The sequence below is a fragment of the Mycobacteroides sp. PCS013 genome (assembly GCF_049532645.1).
GTDB lineage: Bacteria > Actinomycetota > Actinomycetes > Mycobacteriales > Mycobacteriaceae > Mycobacterium > Mycobacterium gwanakae.
This window is the reverse complement of the sequence record NZ_CP150131.1, coordinates 1606174-1622679: the sequence shown is the minus strand read 5'-3', so window position 1 is coordinate 1622679 and position 16506 is coordinate 1606174. Positions and strand designations below refer to the sequence as shown.

General features: G+C 63.0%; 16 protein-coding genes and 1 pseudogene. 12 read left to right on the top strand and 5 right to left on the bottom strand.

Features of this window, described 5'->3' with window-relative positions:
- Window positions 1-119 precede the first annotated feature (119 nt).
- Genes RHO23_RS07865 through RHO23_RS07850 form a run of 4 tightly spaced genes read left to right on the top strand, consistent with a single transcriptional unit; the run spans window position 120 to window position 3198 of the window.
- Complete coding sequence (locus RHO23_RS07865) at window positions 120-743, top strand: class I SAM-dependent methyltransferase (protein ID WP_264922301.1); 624 nt, start codon at window positions 120-122, stop codon at window positions 741-743.
- Window positions 733-1626 carry a DUF1295 domain-containing protein gene (locus RHO23_RS07860; protein WP_423488894.1) on the top strand — a complete coding sequence of 298 codons (894 nt, stop codon included), beginning with the start codon at window positions 733-735 and terminating at the stop codon, window positions 1624-1626. The genes RHO23_RS07865 and RHO23_RS07860 overlap by 11 nt, the downstream gene beginning before the upstream one ends.
- Window positions 1623-2780, top strand: a complete 1158-nt coding sequence (locus RHO23_RS07855) for an FAD-dependent oxidoreductase (RefSeq protein WP_423488893.1) — start codon at window positions 1623-1625, stop codon at window positions 2778-2780. Before RHO23_RS07860 ends, RHO23_RS07855 begins: the two co-directional genes overlap by 4 nt.
- Window positions 2781-2784: 4 nt before the next feature.
- Window positions 2785-3198 (top strand): cupin domain-containing protein, encoded by a 414-nt coding sequence (locus RHO23_RS07850; protein ID WP_423488892.1) that lies wholly within the window; start codon window positions 2785-2787, stop codon window positions 3196-3198.
- A 5-nt stretch (window positions 3199-3203) separates the two neighbouring features.
- Here RHO23_RS07850 and RHO23_RS07845 read toward each other — a convergent pair whose 3' ends face one another.
- Window positions 3204-5024, bottom strand: coding sequence for an amidohydrolase (locus RHO23_RS07845; protein WP_423488891.1), 1821 nt, complete (start codon window positions 5022-5024; stop codon window positions 3204-3206).
- A gap of 19 nt (window positions 5025-5043) precedes the next feature.
- Window positions 5044-5496, bottom strand: coding sequence for a TIGR03618 family F420-dependent PPOX class oxidoreductase (locus tag RHO23_RS07840; protein WP_423488890.1), 453 nt, complete (start codon window positions 5494-5496; stop codon window positions 5044-5046).
- A gap of 160 nt (window positions 5497-5656) precedes the next feature.
- On the opposite strand from RHO23_RS07840, the gene RHO23_RS07835 reads away from it, so the two are divergent.
- Genes RHO23_RS07835 through RHO23_RS07820 form a run of 4 tightly spaced genes read left to right on the top strand, consistent with a single transcriptional unit; the run spans window position 5657 to window position 10150 of the window.
- Complete coding sequence (locus RHO23_RS07835) at window positions 5657-6337, top strand: TetR/AcrR family transcriptional regulator (RefSeq protein ID WP_064408824.1); 681 nt, start codon at window positions 5657-5659, stop codon at window positions 6335-6337.
- Window positions 6338-6351: 14 nt separating this feature from the next.
- Window positions 6352-7329: an SDR family NAD(P)-dependent oxidoreductase gene (locus RHO23_RS07830; RefSeq protein ID WP_064408823.1), complete on the top strand. Its 978-nt coding sequence runs from the start codon at window positions 6352-6354 to the stop codon at window positions 7327-7329.
- On the top strand, window positions 7319-8971 hold the full coding sequence (locus tag RHO23_RS07825) for an AMP-binding protein (RefSeq protein WP_423488889.1): 1653 nt from the start codon (window positions 7319-7321) through the stop codon (window positions 8969-8971). Before RHO23_RS07830 ends, RHO23_RS07825 begins: the two co-directional genes overlap by 11 nt.
- Window positions 8972-8995: 24 nt before the next feature.
- Entirely contained in the window at window positions 8996-10150 is a 1155-nt protein-coding gene (locus RHO23_RS07820; RefSeq protein WP_064408821.1) for a lipase family protein, read from the top strand.
- A gap of 35 nt (window positions 10151-10185) precedes the next feature.
- Here the strand turns inward: RHO23_RS07820 and RHO23_RS07815 are convergent, their stop codons facing one another.
- On the bottom strand, window positions 10186-11544 hold the full coding sequence (locus RHO23_RS07815; RefSeq protein WP_423488888.1) for an amino acid permease: 1359 nt from the start codon (window positions 11542-11544) through the stop codon (window positions 10186-10188).
- Between the two features lie 211 nt (window positions 11545-11755).
- Between RHO23_RS07815 and RHO23_RS07810 the strand changes: the two genes are divergently transcribed.
- A complete protein-coding gene (locus tag RHO23_RS07810; protein WP_423489192.1) occupies window positions 11756-12412 on the top strand; it encodes a GAF and ANTAR domain-containing protein in 657 nt (218 codons plus the stop codon).
- 12 nt (window positions 12413-12424) lie between these two features.
- Here RHO23_RS07810 and RHO23_RS07805 read toward each other — a convergent pair whose 3' ends face one another.
- The gene (locus RHO23_RS07805) at window positions 12425-12745 is read right to left on the bottom strand and encodes a hemophore-related protein (protein ID WP_064408819.1); all 321 of its coding nucleotides are present in this window, start codon (window positions 12743-12745) and stop codon (window positions 12425-12427) included.
- Between the two features lie 25 nt (window positions 12746-12770).
- Window positions 12771-13154 (bottom strand): hypothetical protein, encoded by a 384-nt coding sequence (locus tag RHO23_RS07800; RefSeq protein WP_081346411.1) that lies wholly within the window; start codon window positions 13152-13154, stop codon window positions 12771-12773.
- Between the two features lie 51 nt (window positions 13155-13205).
- Between RHO23_RS07800 and RHO23_RS07795 the strand changes: the two genes are divergently transcribed.
- The 3 genes and pseudogenes from RHO23_RS07795 to RHO23_RS07785 all read left to right on the top strand — a co-directional run bounded on the left by RHO23_RS07795 (window position 13206) and on the right by RHO23_RS07785 (window position 16470).
- A complete protein-coding gene (locus tag RHO23_RS07795) occupies window positions 13206-13736 on the top strand; it encodes a DUF6328 family protein (RefSeq protein WP_064408818.1) in 531 nt (176 codons plus the stop codon).
- Between the two features lie 95 nt (window positions 13737-13831).
- Window positions 13832-15941: pseudogene (locus tag RHO23_RS07790) on the top strand (catalase).
- A gap of 301 nt (window positions 15942-16242) precedes the next feature.
- Entirely contained in the window at window positions 16243-16470 is a 228-nt protein-coding gene (locus tag RHO23_RS07785; protein ID WP_064408817.1) for a hypothetical protein, read from the top strand.
- Window positions 16471-16506: the final 36 nt, after the last annotated feature.

Sequence of the window (16506 nt, the reverse complement as noted above, 5' to 3'; positions counted from 1 at the left end):
CGCAATAACGTGCGGGGTTAGCATGAGATTAGCACCGCATTCGCGGCTCGGTAGGCCATAGAGTGAGGTACTCGCGTGCCCTGATCTGCGACGCTACCTCCGCTTGCGACAATGGCTGCATGGTTGAGCAGAGCCTCTGGATGCAGAAAGTCGCGGCCAATCCGAACCATTCGCATTGGTACATCGAACGGTTTCGCGCCATGGCGCGTGAGGGTGCGGATTTGGCGGGCGAAGCTCGCTTTGTGGACGCGATGGTTCCTCGTGGCGCCCGGGTCCTCGACGCCGGGTGTGGCTCCGGCCGGGTGGGCGGGTTTCTGGCGGCCGCCGGTCACTGCGTGGTCGGCGTCGACGTCGACCCGGTGCTCATCGAGGCGGCCGAGCAGGACCATCCCAGTTCACGGTGGATCGTCAGCGATCTCGCCGACCTCGACCTGCCGTCGGCCGGTATCGCCGAGCCATTTGACGTCATCGTGTCAGCGGGCAATGTGATGGCGTTTCTCGCCCCGAGCACACGGGTTCAGGTGTTGAAACGCCTGCGCGGACACCTCGCGGAAGATGGCCGCGCGGTGATCGGCTTCGGCGCCGGCCGTGACTACGAGTTCGCCCGATTCCTCGACGACGCCGCCGAAGCAGGTCTCGCTCCGGACCTCCTGCTGTCCACCTGGGACCTGAGGCCCTTCACCGATGACTCGGACTTTCTCGTCGCACTGTTGCGAAGGGACAACACCCCGCATGAGCTCTGAGGCCATCGTCCGAAGCAAGTCGCAATCGTTGGTGCTCGTGGGCATCGCGTATCTCATCGCCGTGGGCGTGGCCGCCAGCTGGCTCATCTGGGGTCCAGGTACCGGCCGCATGTGGCTGGACACTTTGATCGCCGATGTGCTGGCCACGGTGGTGATATTCGTCTTCAGCAGGCTGTACCGCAATTCGAGCTTCTACGACGCCTATTGGAGCGTGATACCCCCGCTGCTGCTGGTCTACTGGTGGAGTCAGTCCGGGGTACATGAGTTGCGTTGTTGGCTCATCGCGATGGTGATCGCGCTGTGGGCTGTGCGCCTCACCGCCAACTGGGTGTATTCGTTTCCTGGTCTGCACCATGAGGATTGGCGCTACCCGATGCTGCGCGCCAGTGCCGGCCGATGGAGCTTCCTGGCCGATCTGGTCGCCATCCATCTCATCCCCACACTGCTGGTCTTTCTCGGGATGGTGCCGGCGTATGTCGCGGTAACGCGCCCCGGCGGCGACCTGGTCTGGCTGACGACGATCGCGTGTCTGGTCGGCCTCGCGGCTGTAGCTCTGGAGCTGGTCGCCGACGTGCAGATGCACCGCTTCACCGGCAACCGTCGTCCCGGTGAGGTGATGGACCGCGGCCTGTGGTCATGGTCTCGGCATCCAAACTATTTCGGAGAGTTCAGCTTCTGGCTCTCCCTGGCACTCTTCGGTATTGCGGTCTCCCCCGCAGATGCGTGGTGGCTATGCCTCGGCGCCGCGGGCATGTTGGGGATGTTCCTGGGCTCGAGCATCCCGATGATGGAGCAGCGCAGCCTGCAGCGACGGCCCGAGTACCGAGATGTCATCGCACGGGTATCCCGATTTGTGCCCCGCCCTCCACGGACATCGGCGTGAGCCGCAGGCGGGTCCTTATCGCCGGGCTCGGCGACAGCGGCCTGCTCACGGCGATCCGGCTCGCCCGCCACAGCGATGTTGCCGGAATCTCCGCCAAACCCGGGTTGGTCAGTGGCCAAGAGTTAGGGGTACGGCTTTCACGCCCCGACGAATGGGCACGGAACTACTGGGTGCCGTTTGACCGGTTCCACAGACTGGACCGTGTCCGTACCGTGCATGCCCGGCTCACCGGCGTCGACTTCAGCGCCCGAACGGTTTTCGCCCAGAGCAGTGACGGCGTATCGCTTGCGGAACCATACGACACTTTGGTCATCTCGACCGGTGTCAGTAACGGCTTCTGGCGACAGCCCACACTGCAATCCCATGCCGAGGTCGCTGCGGAGCTGCGCGCGGCGCACCTGCGACTGGCCGCGGCGGGAACGGTAACCGTCATCGGTGGAGGGGCAGCCGCTGTGAGCAGCGCGGCCAACATCGCGATCACATGGCCCAACCTGCGTGTCGACCTGTATTTCCCCGGTGAGCGTGCACTCACACAGCACTCGCCGCGAGTATGGCACCGGATTCGGCAGCGGCTCAACGACCTCCGCGTGGGGCTGCACCCCGGACACCGTGCACTCATCCCCGACGGATTCACCGGCGACCGAATCACCAGCGACCCGGTTGAATGGATTTCCGGGCAGTCGCCGGTCTCCTCCGATGCGGTGCTGTGGGCGATCGGCCGGGTCCAACCCAATACAGACTGGCTGCCCGACGAGATACTCGACCAACACGGATTTGTCCGTGTGACACCACAACTGCAGGTTCCCGGCTACCCCGACGTCTTCGCCGTCGGAGACGTCGCGGCCACCGATGCGCTGCGCACCTCGGCTCGCAATCGAGCCGACCGGCTGGTGGCTCACAATGTTCGCGCCGGAGTATCCGGGCGGCCTTTGCGTGCCTACCGCCCACCCAGGTACCGGTGGGGCTCGGTTCTCGGCGTACAGCCCGACGGGCTGGAAGTCTTCGCCCCCTCCGGTCACGCCTTCCGCTTCCCCGCATGGTCAATCGACCGCGTACTGCAACCCTGGATCATCAAACGCGGTATCTACCATGGCATCCGCGATAACACGGCGCCGCCGGGCGTCGGCACACTCAAGCCTCTCCGGAAGGATTGACCTCATGAACATCGGCAGCACGATCGTGATGGGCGCATGTGCCGGGCTGGTGACACTCGCCGCCGCGTGCGGGTCATCTACCCCCGTGTCCGAACGTGAACCGTTGAGCCGCACTGACTTACAGCGCCATGATCTGAGCATCCCGGGCCGCGAGGCACTACAGACACGTGTCGATTTTCAGCCGGGAGCCACGGCTGCCCGCCACAAGCATCCCGGTGAGGAGATCATCTACGTACTCAAGGGCACGCTGGTCTACGACATCGACGGTCAGGGTTCACAGAGCGTCACCGCCGGAGATGTCCTTTTCGTCCCCGCCGAGACTTTCCATTCCGTTCGCAATGTCGGTGATGACGAAGGTTCGGAACTGGCAACCTACGTCGTCGACAAGGACAAGCCGCTCGTGGTACTGGCCAAGTAGGACGGTCAGTGCTTGATCTCGTGACGGATCTGGCCGTTCATCATCGTCATCGTGACCGTCGCCTTGTGGATGTCGTGTGGGTCTCCCTCAAGGATGTTGCGGTCGAGCACGATGAGATCGGCAAGCTTGCCGACCTCCACCGAGCCGACCTTGTTCTCCATCCGGATCTGGTGCGCGGCACCCAGCGTATTGGCCTGCACCGCCTGCGCCGCCGACAACTTCTGGTCGGTGGGGCTGAGCACCTCGGCATTCGGGTCACCGATCAGCTGACGGGTCACACCGATCTGGATTGATTCGAGTGGCTTGTAGGTGGAGAAGTACCCCGCCGCAGGCCAATCCGTTCCCAGTGACACTCTTCCGCCGGCGTGCAGTATGTCCTGGATCCGGTAGAAGTTGTCCTTGCGGGGCGCGCCATATCGGGCCGCCAGGTTGACCACGGTGTCGGGGTCGGCGGAGAACCAGTTCGCGGAGAACTGGGCTCCAACCCCAAGCTTGGCAAATCGGGCGTTGTCCGCGTCATCGACATAGATCAGGTGCGCGATTGTATGCCGGCGGTCCCGGGCGGGATTCTTGGCGATCGCCGCCTCAAACGCATCCAGTGCCGCCCGTACCGTGCGCTCCCCGCACGCGTGCACATGCATGTCGATACCCGCGGCATCAATCTGGCCGACCAGCTGGCCCCACTGCTGCTCGGTGAACGGTGACGTTCCGATCGAATCGGGTTTGTCCGCATAAGGATCGAGCAGCCAGGCGGTGTAGCCGCCTTGGGTGCCGTCGCCCATGATCTTGATCATCCCCACCTGAACGAGGTCGCTCGCGATCTCGTCACGAGTCTGGGTGAACATCGATACCGCATCATCGAAAGGGGGCGCCTTCACAACATAGGACGCCACCACGCGGAACGGTAACGCGCCCCTGCGCTCAATGTCGTTGTACAGCCCAAGAAACGCAGCCTGACTCCCGACCGGAGGAACACCGGCATCGAACACCGACGTGATGCCGGCCGCAGCCGCATGGGGCAGCCAGTCCTCAAGTGCTCGCTGCATGCTCTCGGCGGTAACCGGTTCGATGGCATCGATCAGGTCAAGCATCGCGCTGATCTCCAGGATGTAGCCGCTCGGCTCGCCCTTGCCATCTTTTGCGTAGTAGCTGAAGCCTGGGACCGGGTCGGGCGTATCTCGATGTATGCCAGCGACTTCCAGGGCTTTACTGTTGGCCCACATGCTGTGCGCATCGACGGCGAAGAAGAAGCCGGGCCGGTCCGGCAGGACACTGTCCAATTCTTGACGGGTCGGCCCCTCCGGCCCGAACATGTCGATACGCCAGCCAAATCCGCGTATCGGCCCATCCGGATTCTCCTTGGCGTATTTGGCAATAGCCGCCAGTGCCTCTTGTTTGGTCGAAACTTGCAGATTCACGCCGCTGCTGAGGAAGGCACCGAAGAACGGATGAATGTGCCCTTCCACAAACCCGGGCATGAGCAGCTTGCCGTCCAAATCGATGACGCGGGTGCCCGGGCCCACCATCGCCATCGCGCCCGCCTCATCACCAACATGTCTGATGGTATTGCCCTTCACGGCAACCGCTTCGGCCCATTCCTGATGCCCGGACACTGTGTAGACGCGGCCGTTCCGGAAGACGAAATCCGCCTCGGCACTGTCGGGGTTGGCACTGCCTGACGTGGACGACGAATCGGCCCCTGTAGAGCATGCGGCGACGGCGCCCGCCCCGAGCGCCACCGCGGCCGCAGCGCGCAGCGCCGTCCGGCGGGTGGTCTTCGTGCTCAACGACGAGAAATGCGGCGCCCATTCACATGCCATGCACATACCTGCACAATATTGCAGCCTATCCCCGCGTGGGATTGGAATAGACGCGGCCGGGCGCGATCAGAACTGCGGCGCGTCGTTCCTCAGCCATCACCCTGTCGTAGGTGTCCCAGTCGTCATGGGTACCGCCGGCCGCCTGGAAGATGTTGCGCAACAACAGCCTTAGCGTTTCCTCGTCGATACCGGCTTGTTGGTCGTCCGGGCCGATGATCTCGGCGACTCCCTCCACGGTCACCCACTGCCATCCGGCGCGCACCACGATGGTGGCCCGTGGGTCCGCCCGCAGGTGATCGAGCTTCCGGGTGCCCCCGGCCGCCACCAGCGCGACTGCTGGTTCACCGGTTCGGGGGTGGCGCATGACGCCGGCGTTGATCACCGATGACTGGACGCTGCCGTCGTTTCGAATCGTGCTGAGCACGCACAGCCCATGGTCACGATCGACCAGCTCGGCGAATGCGGATATGTCTGTCACGACTGGAATCCCTTCCATGTGCGGCCCCGACCGGCGCAATTCCAACTGTAGGCGCCGATCGTCTCGAGGGCGCGAGAGATTTTGAATCTGATTCAGAAAGATCTTGACGCCGCCTTCTCGATCACTACTTTCTGAATCAGATTCAAATACTGGAGGTGTCATGGTCGGCAACAAACGTGGTGTCGCCTCACGTGCCGCCCTGCTGGAGGCCGGTCGCGTCGCCTTCAGCACGCAACGGTACGACGAGGTCTCGATCGTGGATCTGGCCCGCGCCCTTGGCGTGGCCGCGGGCTCGATCAGCTACCACTTCGGTGGTAAGCGCGGCTTCTACCTGGCCGTGGTCGAGCAGGCGGCCGACGAATTCTGGGGTGAACTCGTCCAGATGCGCGGTCCGGCGCTGGCGCGATTGTCCGAGGGTGTCGGCAAGTTTCTGGATCGGGCACAGCAGGAGCCCGGCGCCTTCGAGGCGCTCCTGGCCGACGTGGCCGATGCCGAAGTACGGCGTGTTCGTGAACAACATCGCCAACGTCTGGCACACGCGTTGGCCGTGGAGATCACGGGAACCGAATCGACGCCGGTGCTGCGTGCGGCGATCAGTGGCTGCCTCTCATTCATCGAGGGCATCGTGCTGCATTGGATGCATACCGACGAGATCTCCCGCGACACTGTTCGCGATCTGATCATGGCCAACTTCTTCGGCACTGTCCTGAGCGCCGTGCAATCAGACCCTGATATCGAACTCAGCCAACGTGTGGTCGATGCCGTGGTGTCCGATGCGCAACTACGAACTGTGCTCGCCGGTCTGGCCTCCATAAGTCCCTCAACTAACAACACCAAGTAGCCGAAAGCACCGAGATGTCAACGATTTTGCCCACTGGGCCCTCCCCCGTCGTACACCATCCGATCGCACGCGCGGCCGCCTATCTGATCGGCCCGCGCGGTTTACGGGACATCGATCGGCTCCGCGGCGAGGTGGCGGGAAAGGTCGTCGTCGTCACCGGTGCCTCGTACGGGCTCGGCGCCGCCACCGCTGAACTCTTCGCACAGGCCGGTGCCAGGGTCGTGCTGGCCGCACGGTCCATGGAACAGCTCCGGATGGTTGCCTCCGGTATCTCCGAAAGGGGCGGCGAGGCAGCGGTTTACCCACTCGACTTGACATCCGAAGCCTCGATCACAGAGTTCGCCGAGGCGGTTCTCCATGATTTCGGTGCGATCGACTATCTGATCCACAACGCCGGTAAATCACTGCGCCGGTCGGTACACCTCTCCTACGACAGGCCCAAAGACGTCAACGCGACATCGGGCGCCAACTACGTGGGGCCCATGAGGCTCACCCTGGCGCTGCTACCCGGTATGCGGGCCCGGGGCGCCGGCCACATCGTCAACGTCTCGACAGTGGGCGTGATGTTCGGGGTGGTACCCAAGTGGGGCTTCTACCTGTCGTCCAAGGCCGCGTTCGACATCTGGATGCGCGCTGTCGGAATGGAAGCCCGCGGCGATGGGGTGACCCTGACAACTTTCTACGCGGGTCTGATGCATACCCGGATGAGCGCACCGAGCCGGTGGATGCGGCTACTTCCGGGACAGACCCCCCTCGACGCGGCTCGCGTGATCGCCCGCGCCGTCGTGGACAAACCCAGAACGTTGACGCCGGTGTACGGGCATCCCTCCGCGATATTAGCTCCGGTACTGCGCTTTCCGATGGAACCGATCCTCGGTTTCGTCTATCGGCGATTGGGTGATACCCAGGCCTCCCTGGCAAGGGTTACCGCAGGCCGGCCGGCTCCGACTCGTGTCCAGACATCGGACCCGGTGGGTGCTCATGCCGAATGAGTTCAGGCAAAGCCTCAGGCAGTGGGCTGCCGCGGTGCCTGCGGCGCTCACCTCAGGCGCGCTCACCCCGATGGGTCCACGGGCCGTCGCCGCACTTGCCCGCGCCCTCTGTCAGTACGGGCCGACACCGGCACTGTTGTTGGCGGCCACCGCGATTCGATTTCCCAACAGGATCGCGCTGATCGACGAGGCGGGGCACATCACCTATCGCCAGTTGCATCAGCGCGCGGAGGCGATCGCCGCGGCCGTCTACGCGCTGGCGCCTTCGGCCCCCACTTCGGTCGGGATCGTATGCCGCAACCATCGAGGATTCGCCGAGGCCATGCTGACCGGTGCACAGCTCGGGGCCGAACTCATCTTCATCAACACGGAACTGACTCCTCAACAGTTGCACGCGATCCTGCAACGCCACGAACCGGACGTACTGATCTTCGATGCCGAGTACACCGAAGCGGTCGATGCCGCCAACTACCGTGGCTTGCGTGTACTGGCCTGGCACGAGACTCCGGCCGCGGAGGGACTCCTGAGCTTGGATGCACTCGCGACACAAACGCATCCCAAGCCGCCACCGGTGCGCCGTCCGGTGAAACTCACCCTGCTCACTTCGGGCACCACCGGGCTGGCCAAGGGAGTGCCGCGCGCCGTCAAACCCCGACAGTTGGTGCTCATGTGCGTGACCGCGATGGCCACCGTGCGACTGCGTTCCCGGGACAGGGTGCTGGTGGCACCGCCGTTCTTCCACGGATTTGGCTTGGCAGCGCTGCTCGGGCCACTGGCGCTGGGAGGCACCGTGCTGTGCCGACGACGATTCGACGCCGCGCAAGCCATGAACGATATTGCGCGTCAACATGTCACGGTACTGTTCGCGGTACCGGTCATGCTGCAGAGGCTGTTGACGGCGCTCCCGGAAATAGGCAGGCAAAACGCCCAAGGGCTGCCATTACGGATGATCGTGACTGGGGCGGCGCCGATATCACCGGCCACCGTCTCCGGCGTGCTGGCAGCCTTCGGACCGATATTGGTAAATGGGTATGGATCCACCGAAGCCGGGGTGGTCGCGATCGCCTCCCCTGCGGACCTCGTTGCCGCACCGAATACTGCGGGGCGCAAGGCACTTGGAGTGTCCGTGCGCATCCTTGGGGACAACCGCCGAGAGGTTGAGGCCGGTGAGACGGGAATGATCTTCGTCCGCGGTGGCCTGGAGTACGAGGGTTACACACCCGACAAAACAGCGCACGCCGCTTCCAAGGAAGTCGTCGATGGGCATGTGAACACAGGCGATATGGGCCATTTCGACGCGGAAGGCAGGCTGTACATCGACGGTCGCTCCGACGACATGATTGTCTCGGGTGGCGAGAACATATTCCCCGGGGAAGTCGAGGACCGACTCACGGCGCACCCCGCGCTCGCGGATGCCGTCGTCATCGGCGTACCCGATGACGAATTCGGTCAGGTATTGCAGGCTTTCGTGGTTGCTGCGGCGGGGTCCTCAGCGCCCCGGGAGGACACGCTCAAGGCTCATGTTCGGGAGGGTCTCGAGCGCTACAAGGTTCCGAAACGGTTCGTTGTTCTTGACGAGATACCGCGCAATGCCAGTGGCAAAGTACTTCGTGCGCAACTACATTCACCCGACGCTTCATAGCCGCACCAACCCCGGAGGACAACGATGTCTTATACCCCGGCCACCCGCCGAGCGCGTGATCGGTTCTACGATCCGCCCGCTCTCGACAACACCGGGTCTCCCGGCGATCTACTGCGTGCCACGCCCATGGCCGCGCGTGTCTTCCCCGGAGTCAGGATGCGGGCCCAGGCCTGGCGCGTGCTGTATCGATCGACGACCGCAACAGGCACCCCTATCGCGGTATCCGGTGTCGTGCTCATCCCCGATGCTCCGGCCCCGATGACTGCACGGCCGTTACTCGGATTCGCCCCCGGCACCCAGGGTCTGGCGCGCTCCGCCACCGTGTCTCGCCTACTTGAACTCGGCCTGGAGTACGAGGCCCCCTTCCTCACCGCGGCCGTACGGCGCGGGTGGGTAGTGGCCGTCACCGACTATCCGGGGCTCGGCACCCCTGGCGTGCATCCCTATGTCGTCGGAAAAACAAACGGACGCGCGCTTTTGGACATCATGCGCGCCGCAAGACAGCTACCTCAGGCCGATCTCGAGGCGCAGGGCCCAGCAGGCATATACGGCTACTCCGAGGGCGGCAACACTGCCGGCTGGGCCGCGCAGTTGCAGCCGAGCTACGCACCCGACATGCCGCTGCGTGCTGCGGCCGTTGGCGCGGCTCCGGTAGATTTCCCCGAACTCGCCACCGAACTGGACGGTGGACTCTTCGCATTTCTCTTGCTGTACACCGGGATTGGACTCGACAGCAGCTATCCCGAACTGCGATTGCATGACTACCTCAACCGAGGCGGGCGGCTGGTCACCGCAGTGTTGCGAAGGACCCATATTGTCGCCGCAATTGTTCTGGGCCTACTGCTACCCAAGAATCGACAGCGCTATCTCGCGGGTGCGGACCCCTTTGCCGAGCCGGCATGGGTCACGCAACTGCACGACAACAGCCTGGGACACCTGGCGCCTGCGGCTCCGGTGTTGGTGGGCACCGGACGGCAAGATCAGGTGATCCCCTACCGTCAGGCCGAGCTATTGGTGCAGCGTTGGAGCGCTCTCGGTGTCGACGTGCGCGAGCATCCGATTCGTTTCGGTGAGCACCTCACCGCTGCACCACAATTCGCGAAGGCAGGATTCGCATTTCTCTCCGATCATTTCGGTCGCGCCGAAGCAAGCGCAGCCACGGTGAGGGAAGCGGGATGATTCGGATACCGCGAGGCGTGGGGCGTTAATCTCGCCTATGCAACCCGGCGCGACATGCGATACCCGGCCGCGAGCAGCAGAAGCCACACCGCACCGACGATGAGCGCAACGCGGGTATCCGCACTGAAGCCCAGCAGAATCATGACGAAGACCAGGAATCCGGTCGCGAACACCTGCAGGTACGGCCAGGCCGGTACCGGAAAGCTCGGCCCTGACATATCGTCGGCGCCCGTTTCCGATCGGAACCTGAAGTGGGACAGAAGGATCATCAGCCAGACGAAGATCGTTGCAAAGGTGGCAACTGAGGCGATGATGACGAAAACACGTTCCTCTATCGCATAGTTCAACACCACGCCGACGAGCAAGGCCGCCGTCATGACGACCACGGTCATCCACGGGACGCCGTTACGCGATACCCGCCGCATGATCGCGGGTGCCTGTCCCCGCTGAGCCATGCCGTAGATCATTCGTCCAGCGGCGAAGACATCACTGTTGATCGCCGACAATGCCGCCGTCACCACAATGACATTCAGGACGGTCGCCGCTGACCTAAGCCCCAACCCCTCGAATATCTGGACAAACGGGCTGCTGTTCGAATCGATGGAGCGCCAGGGATTCAGGGACATGATGACAGCGAGTGTCAAAACGTAGAAAAGCATGATGCGTATGGGAACCGTGTTGATGGCCCGGGGAATCGTGTGCGCCGGGTCCTTGGCCTCACCCGCAGTGATTCCGATGATCTCGGTGCCTCCGAACGCGAACATCACGATCATGAAGCTGCCCAAGAAACCTGCCAACCCGTTGGGGAAGAAGCCGCCGTCATTCCACAGATTGGCGATACCGTGCTGCGCCCCATGGCCGGTAGATGTACCCCACAGCAAGATCGCGATGCCGCCACCGATCATCGCGACAATGGCAAGCACCTTGACGAGGCTGAGCCAGAACTCAACTTCCCCGAACACCTTGACGCTGAGCAGATTTATCGCACCGATGAAGAAGATGATCGAGAGCACCCAGATCCAGCGTGGCACGCCCGGGAACCAGAACCCCATGTACACACCGAACGCGGTGACATCGGCCAAACAGACGACGACCATCTCCAGGGCGTACGTCCAGCCGGTGAGAAACCCGGCCAGCGGGCCCATGTATTGCGTCGCGTATTCGCCGAATGATCCCGCGACCGGGCTGCGCACCGCCATCTCCCCCAGCGACCGCAACACGATGTAGATGACGGCCCCGCCCAGCATGTACGCCAGCAGAACCGAGGGGCCCGCCTGCCTGATCGCCTCGGCCGATCCATAGAACAGACCCGTCCCGATGGCCGAACCCAATGCGATGAAGCGGATGTGGCGCGCGGAGAGCCCTCGCGTCAGCGTCTCCGGCGTGCTGTTCACAGGGCGAGCTCCTATCGCGTGGCCTACTCGGGGTTATGAGATAACCGGGAAGTTAGCTGAGTTTAGGTGCTCTGCCGCTGGCCGCACTCATCGGAGCTGATCGACCTGACGCGGTGAACCCATGTGCAGGAGAATCGCGCTAAGCCCGTCGCCAACTGGCACGATGGTCGGCGTGACCGACGACCCTGTTCCCGGCGCCTTCAGCGCGAAGATGGCTGACGTCGCCCGCCGTATGCAACAAGAGCATTCCAGCGTCGAGATGACGCTCAGATCGATCACCGCCGCAGCTCTGGAGAGTGTGCCCGGTGTTGAGCAGGCCGGTATCACCTTGGTGACCGGTCAGTACACCATCGAATCCCGGGCAGCGACCTCAGAGGTGCCCCGCATTCTCGACGAGATCCAACAGGAGTTGCGCGAGGGGCCTTGTGTCCAATCGGCGTGGGAGCACGAGACGGTATACGCCGAAGATCTGGCCGAGACCACGCGCTGGCCGGAATTCGCGAAGGCCGCGGTCAAGCTCGGTGTGCGATCAATGCTGTCATTCCAGCTGTTCACGAATGGCGAAAACCTTGGGGCGCTGAATCTCTACTCGCGAAGCCCGCAGGCATTCGGTGCGGATTCCTATGACGCCGGCCTGGCACTGGCCACCCACGCTGCGATCGTGCTCGTCGCCGCGCAGCGCGAATCACAGTGGGTCTCGGCGCTAGCCTCCCGCGACATCATCGGTCAAGCCAAGGGAATGCTGATGGAGCGGTTCGCCATCGATGCTGCCCAGGCCTTCACGTTGATACGGCAGCTATCTCAGGAGTCCAACACCAAGCTCGTGGACGTGGCGCGCGCAATCGTCGATGATCGCCCGTCGCGTTGAGGCGCGGCATCGTCAGACTGTCTTGCACTCTTGCCGCTTCTTGTCGATGGGCGCCATGATGTCTTGAAGTTCCCGGTCCTGTTGGGGATGGGCACCAAAGTACGCCTTGATATTGGCTGCCCCAACCGGTTCGGGCTGCGTGTAGGCCTGCGTGATCACCTCGTTGGCCTTTGGATACTTCGTAAAGTAAACACTCAGGGCGTTGTCGGCCGCTCGGATCGTCTGCATGACGCTCTCCGGGCTGCAGTCTGTCGAAGCATGTCCCACCGGCGCGACGATCACCGCTGACGCTGCCGAGATAGCAAGGGCTGCAAGGATAGTCTTGTTACTCATGCCATGACCTCCGCTATCGGATCGATCAGGGTACGTTCACACACCCCACGTTGGGGATGCATCCGCTTCCACCGCCCGGCCCACCGGAGCCGGTCGGACCACCAGGGATGCTTCCGGCGCCACCTTCTGGTCCACCGCCGCCGGTCGGACCACCAGGGATGCTGCCCGCGCCCCCACCCGGGCCGCCCCCGCCAGTTGGGCCGCCGGGAACGCTTCCGGCTCCACCCTCAGGGCCACCCCCGCCGGTCGGACCACCCGGCACGCTGCCGCTGCCCCCAGGCGCGGGCGGTGTTTGCGTGGTGGTGCCGACGCTAGAAGCGGACGTGTCGCTACCGCAGCCAACTAGCGAAGCAATCACCGCCATGGAGCTGATGACGACACTCACTGAATTTCTGGCTTTCGTATGCATACATTGCCTCTACCCGGGTTTCGCCCGGCTCAAACAGGGAACTACCGAAAGGTGGACGCCGACCACCCCGAAAACGACCAGCAGTGGGACGCGCGGGCTCGCCATGAGAATGTGACCGAACGGCTCGACCGGAACTGGGCCAGTCTGCTGCAGGAACTGCGGGTCGTGGAAACCGGCGTCCAGTTGTTGACTGGCCTGCTGCTCACGCTCCCCTTCCAGCAGCGCTTCACCGTGCTCGATCATCCGATGCGGTTGGTCTATCTCGCCACAGTGGCTTGCTCGGTTGTGTCCACGGTGCTGTTGGTGGCGCCCGTTGGCGTGCACCGCGTGTTGTTCCGCCGGCACCGCCTACCCGTGCTTGTCTCTGCGGCACACCGGTTGGCGTTCGCCGGTCTGCTGTCACTAGGGCTGGCCATGGTCGGAGTCACAGACATCGTCTTCGATACTGTCTCGGGCCGCCGCGCCGGTATCGCTTCGGGTGCCGTGGCACTCGTTGCATTCAGCTTCTGCTGGCTCGTGCTGCCGTTGATCCTTCGTTCGAGAATCACCTCGCGGACGCGTGGACCGCGACTTCCCTCCTAACAGAGCCATTGCGTCCCGGGCGACGCCGCGACGTTTGTTCATGCTGCGGCCGGGTACCCGGCCGCAGCATCTTTCACGCCGCAAAGGAGACCACAGTGGACAGCGCACCGAATCCGAAACAGGAACAGCTGGATACGGCCCGCGTGGGACGTGGCTCCGGATATCTCACCACGCAGCAAGGTGTTCGCGTCGATAGCACCGATGACGCCCTTGCGGCGGGCGCCCGCGGGCCAACACTTCTCGAGGACTTCCATGCCCGGGAGAAGGTCACCCATTTCGATCACGAAAGGATTCCCGAGCGAGTTGTGCATGCGCGCGGCGCGGGCGCCTACGGCTACTTCGAACCCTATGACGACTGGCTCTCGGACTTTACAGCCGCGAAGTTCCTCACCACGCCAGGACAGCGAACGCCACTGTTTGTACGTTTCTCGACAGTGGCAGGTTCACGTGGCTCCGCTGACACCGTGCGAGATGTGCGCGGCTTCGCAACGAAATTTTATACACCACAAGGCAACTACGATCTGGTCGGCAACAACTTTCCGGTCTTCTTCATCCAGGATGGCATCAAATTTCCAGATTTCGTCCATGCCGTGAAACCCGAGCCCGACAACGAAATTCCCCAGGCCGCGTCAGCCCATGACACGTTGTGGGATTTCGTCTCCCTGCAGCCCGAGACCTTGCACGCGATCATGTGGTTGATGTCCGATAGGGCCTTGCCGCGCAGCTACCGCATGATGCAGGGGTTCGGTGTCCATACCTTCCGGCTGGTCAATAACGCGGGCGAAGGCATCTTCGTCAAGTTCCACTGGAAGCCCGCCCTCGGCGTTCATTCCCTGCTGTGGGACGAATGCCAACAGATCGCGGGTAAGGACCCTGATTTACAACCGGCGCGATCTATGGGACGCCATCGAGTCGGGCCAATACCCTGAGTGGGAGCTCGGCGTACAGCTCGTACCGGAATCCGACGAATTCAAATTCCCGTTCGATCTGCTTGACGCAACCAAAATCATTCCCGAAGAGCAGGTTCCGGTGCAGCCCGTTGGACGTATGGTCCTCGACCGCAATCCGGACAACTTCTTCGCCGAGACCGAGCAGGTGGCCTTCCATACCGCGAACGTCGTGCCCGGTATCGACTTCACCAACGATCCACTCTTGCAGTTCCGAAACTTCTCGTATTTGGATACTCAATTGATCCGGCTGGGCGGTCCCAATTTCGCGCAACTGCCTATCAACCGCCCGACTGCTGACGTCCACAACAATCAACGAGACGGCTTCGCCCAGCACGATATCCCGCAAGGCAAGACGAGCTACATCAAAAACAGTCTCGGCGCAGGCTGCCCGGCGCTAGCGCAGGACGATGTTTTCCGTCACTACACGGAGCGGATCGATGGCCACAAGATTCGCGAACGCGCAGAGAGCTTCAAGGACTATTACAGCCAGCCGAGAATGTTCTGGCGAAGCATGTCGGTAATCGAAGCCGACCACATTGTCTCCGCATTCGCCTTTGAGCTCGGGAAGGTGGGTCCGCACAACGACATCCGCGCGCGTACGGTCGAGCAGCTCAACCTCATTGACCATGAGCTGGCATCCGAGGTCGCTTCGCGGCTCGGTTTACCCTGTCCTGCAATACAATCTGTTGACGACACTCTTCCAGCTTCGCCGGCCTTGTCGCAGCTCGCCATGTCACCCGGCACCATCGCGACCCGCCGCATCGCGATCTTGGCCGCCGATGGAGTCGATGTGCGCGGCGTCGAATCGCTGCGGACAGTTCTGCGTCAGAACCATGCCGTCGCCGAGGTGCTTGCCGCGACCGCAGGAGGCACCTTGACCAGAGAATTCGGCGGTGAGCTGGCCGTGGATCGTGCCATGACGACCATGGCCTCCGTCTTGTACGACGCGGTCGTCGTGCCATCCGGTGTCGGATCGGCAGAGCGGCTCGCACGTAACGGCTATGCCGTGCACTTCGTCTCGGAGGCGTACAAGCATCTCAAGCCGATCGCGGCGTTCGGCGCGGGCCTAGACATACTAGGCTCCGCTTCGGTTGTCGAGACGCTCGCCACCACCACCGAAGTCGTCGAGGAGAACGGCGTGGTAACGACGACCGCCGAGGCCGACACTCTGCCAACGGAATTCGCGACAGCCTTCGCAGCCGTGATCCGTCGGCACCGCACGTGGGAACGCGAAACCGAAATGATCCCCGCATAGTTTCGTACATGCTCGCGCGGGTAGTAGTGCCAGAGAACATCGCTCGCCGACTTGATATTTGCGGTGGGCCAGCAAGCCACCTGGCGAAAGTGAGGCCGACCGTGTCACGCGCCGGTCGGCCTCACTTCCTCCCCTGCGGAACTTGACATCGAGTCTCCGGCGCACCGACCGCCGACAACATCGCGCTCGTGGCAGACGAAATTCCGCTGGACGCGGCACTGCCACCCGTCCGCAAACGCCGTGTTTACCGAGATACGTGGCGGGTACGACCACGTCGTCAAGCACACCAGAGAGGAGCATCATGACCCTGGCCGCTGAGTCCGGAGAACTGACCGGCACGAAAGACAAGAACTACGACCTGATTCGGTTTACCAACGACTGCCTGGAGAACGTGCTGCGACTGCAAACGTTCATCACCGATGCGGAACGCGATAGCGACACCGAGGTCACGGAACTTTTCCGAAAGGCCCAAGCCGACAGCCGTAAGGGCGCTGAGATCGCAAAGGGCCTGCTGGCCAGTCGGTTGTGAAAGCGCCGGCCCCCTGGTCCATGAGCACGGTGGCCG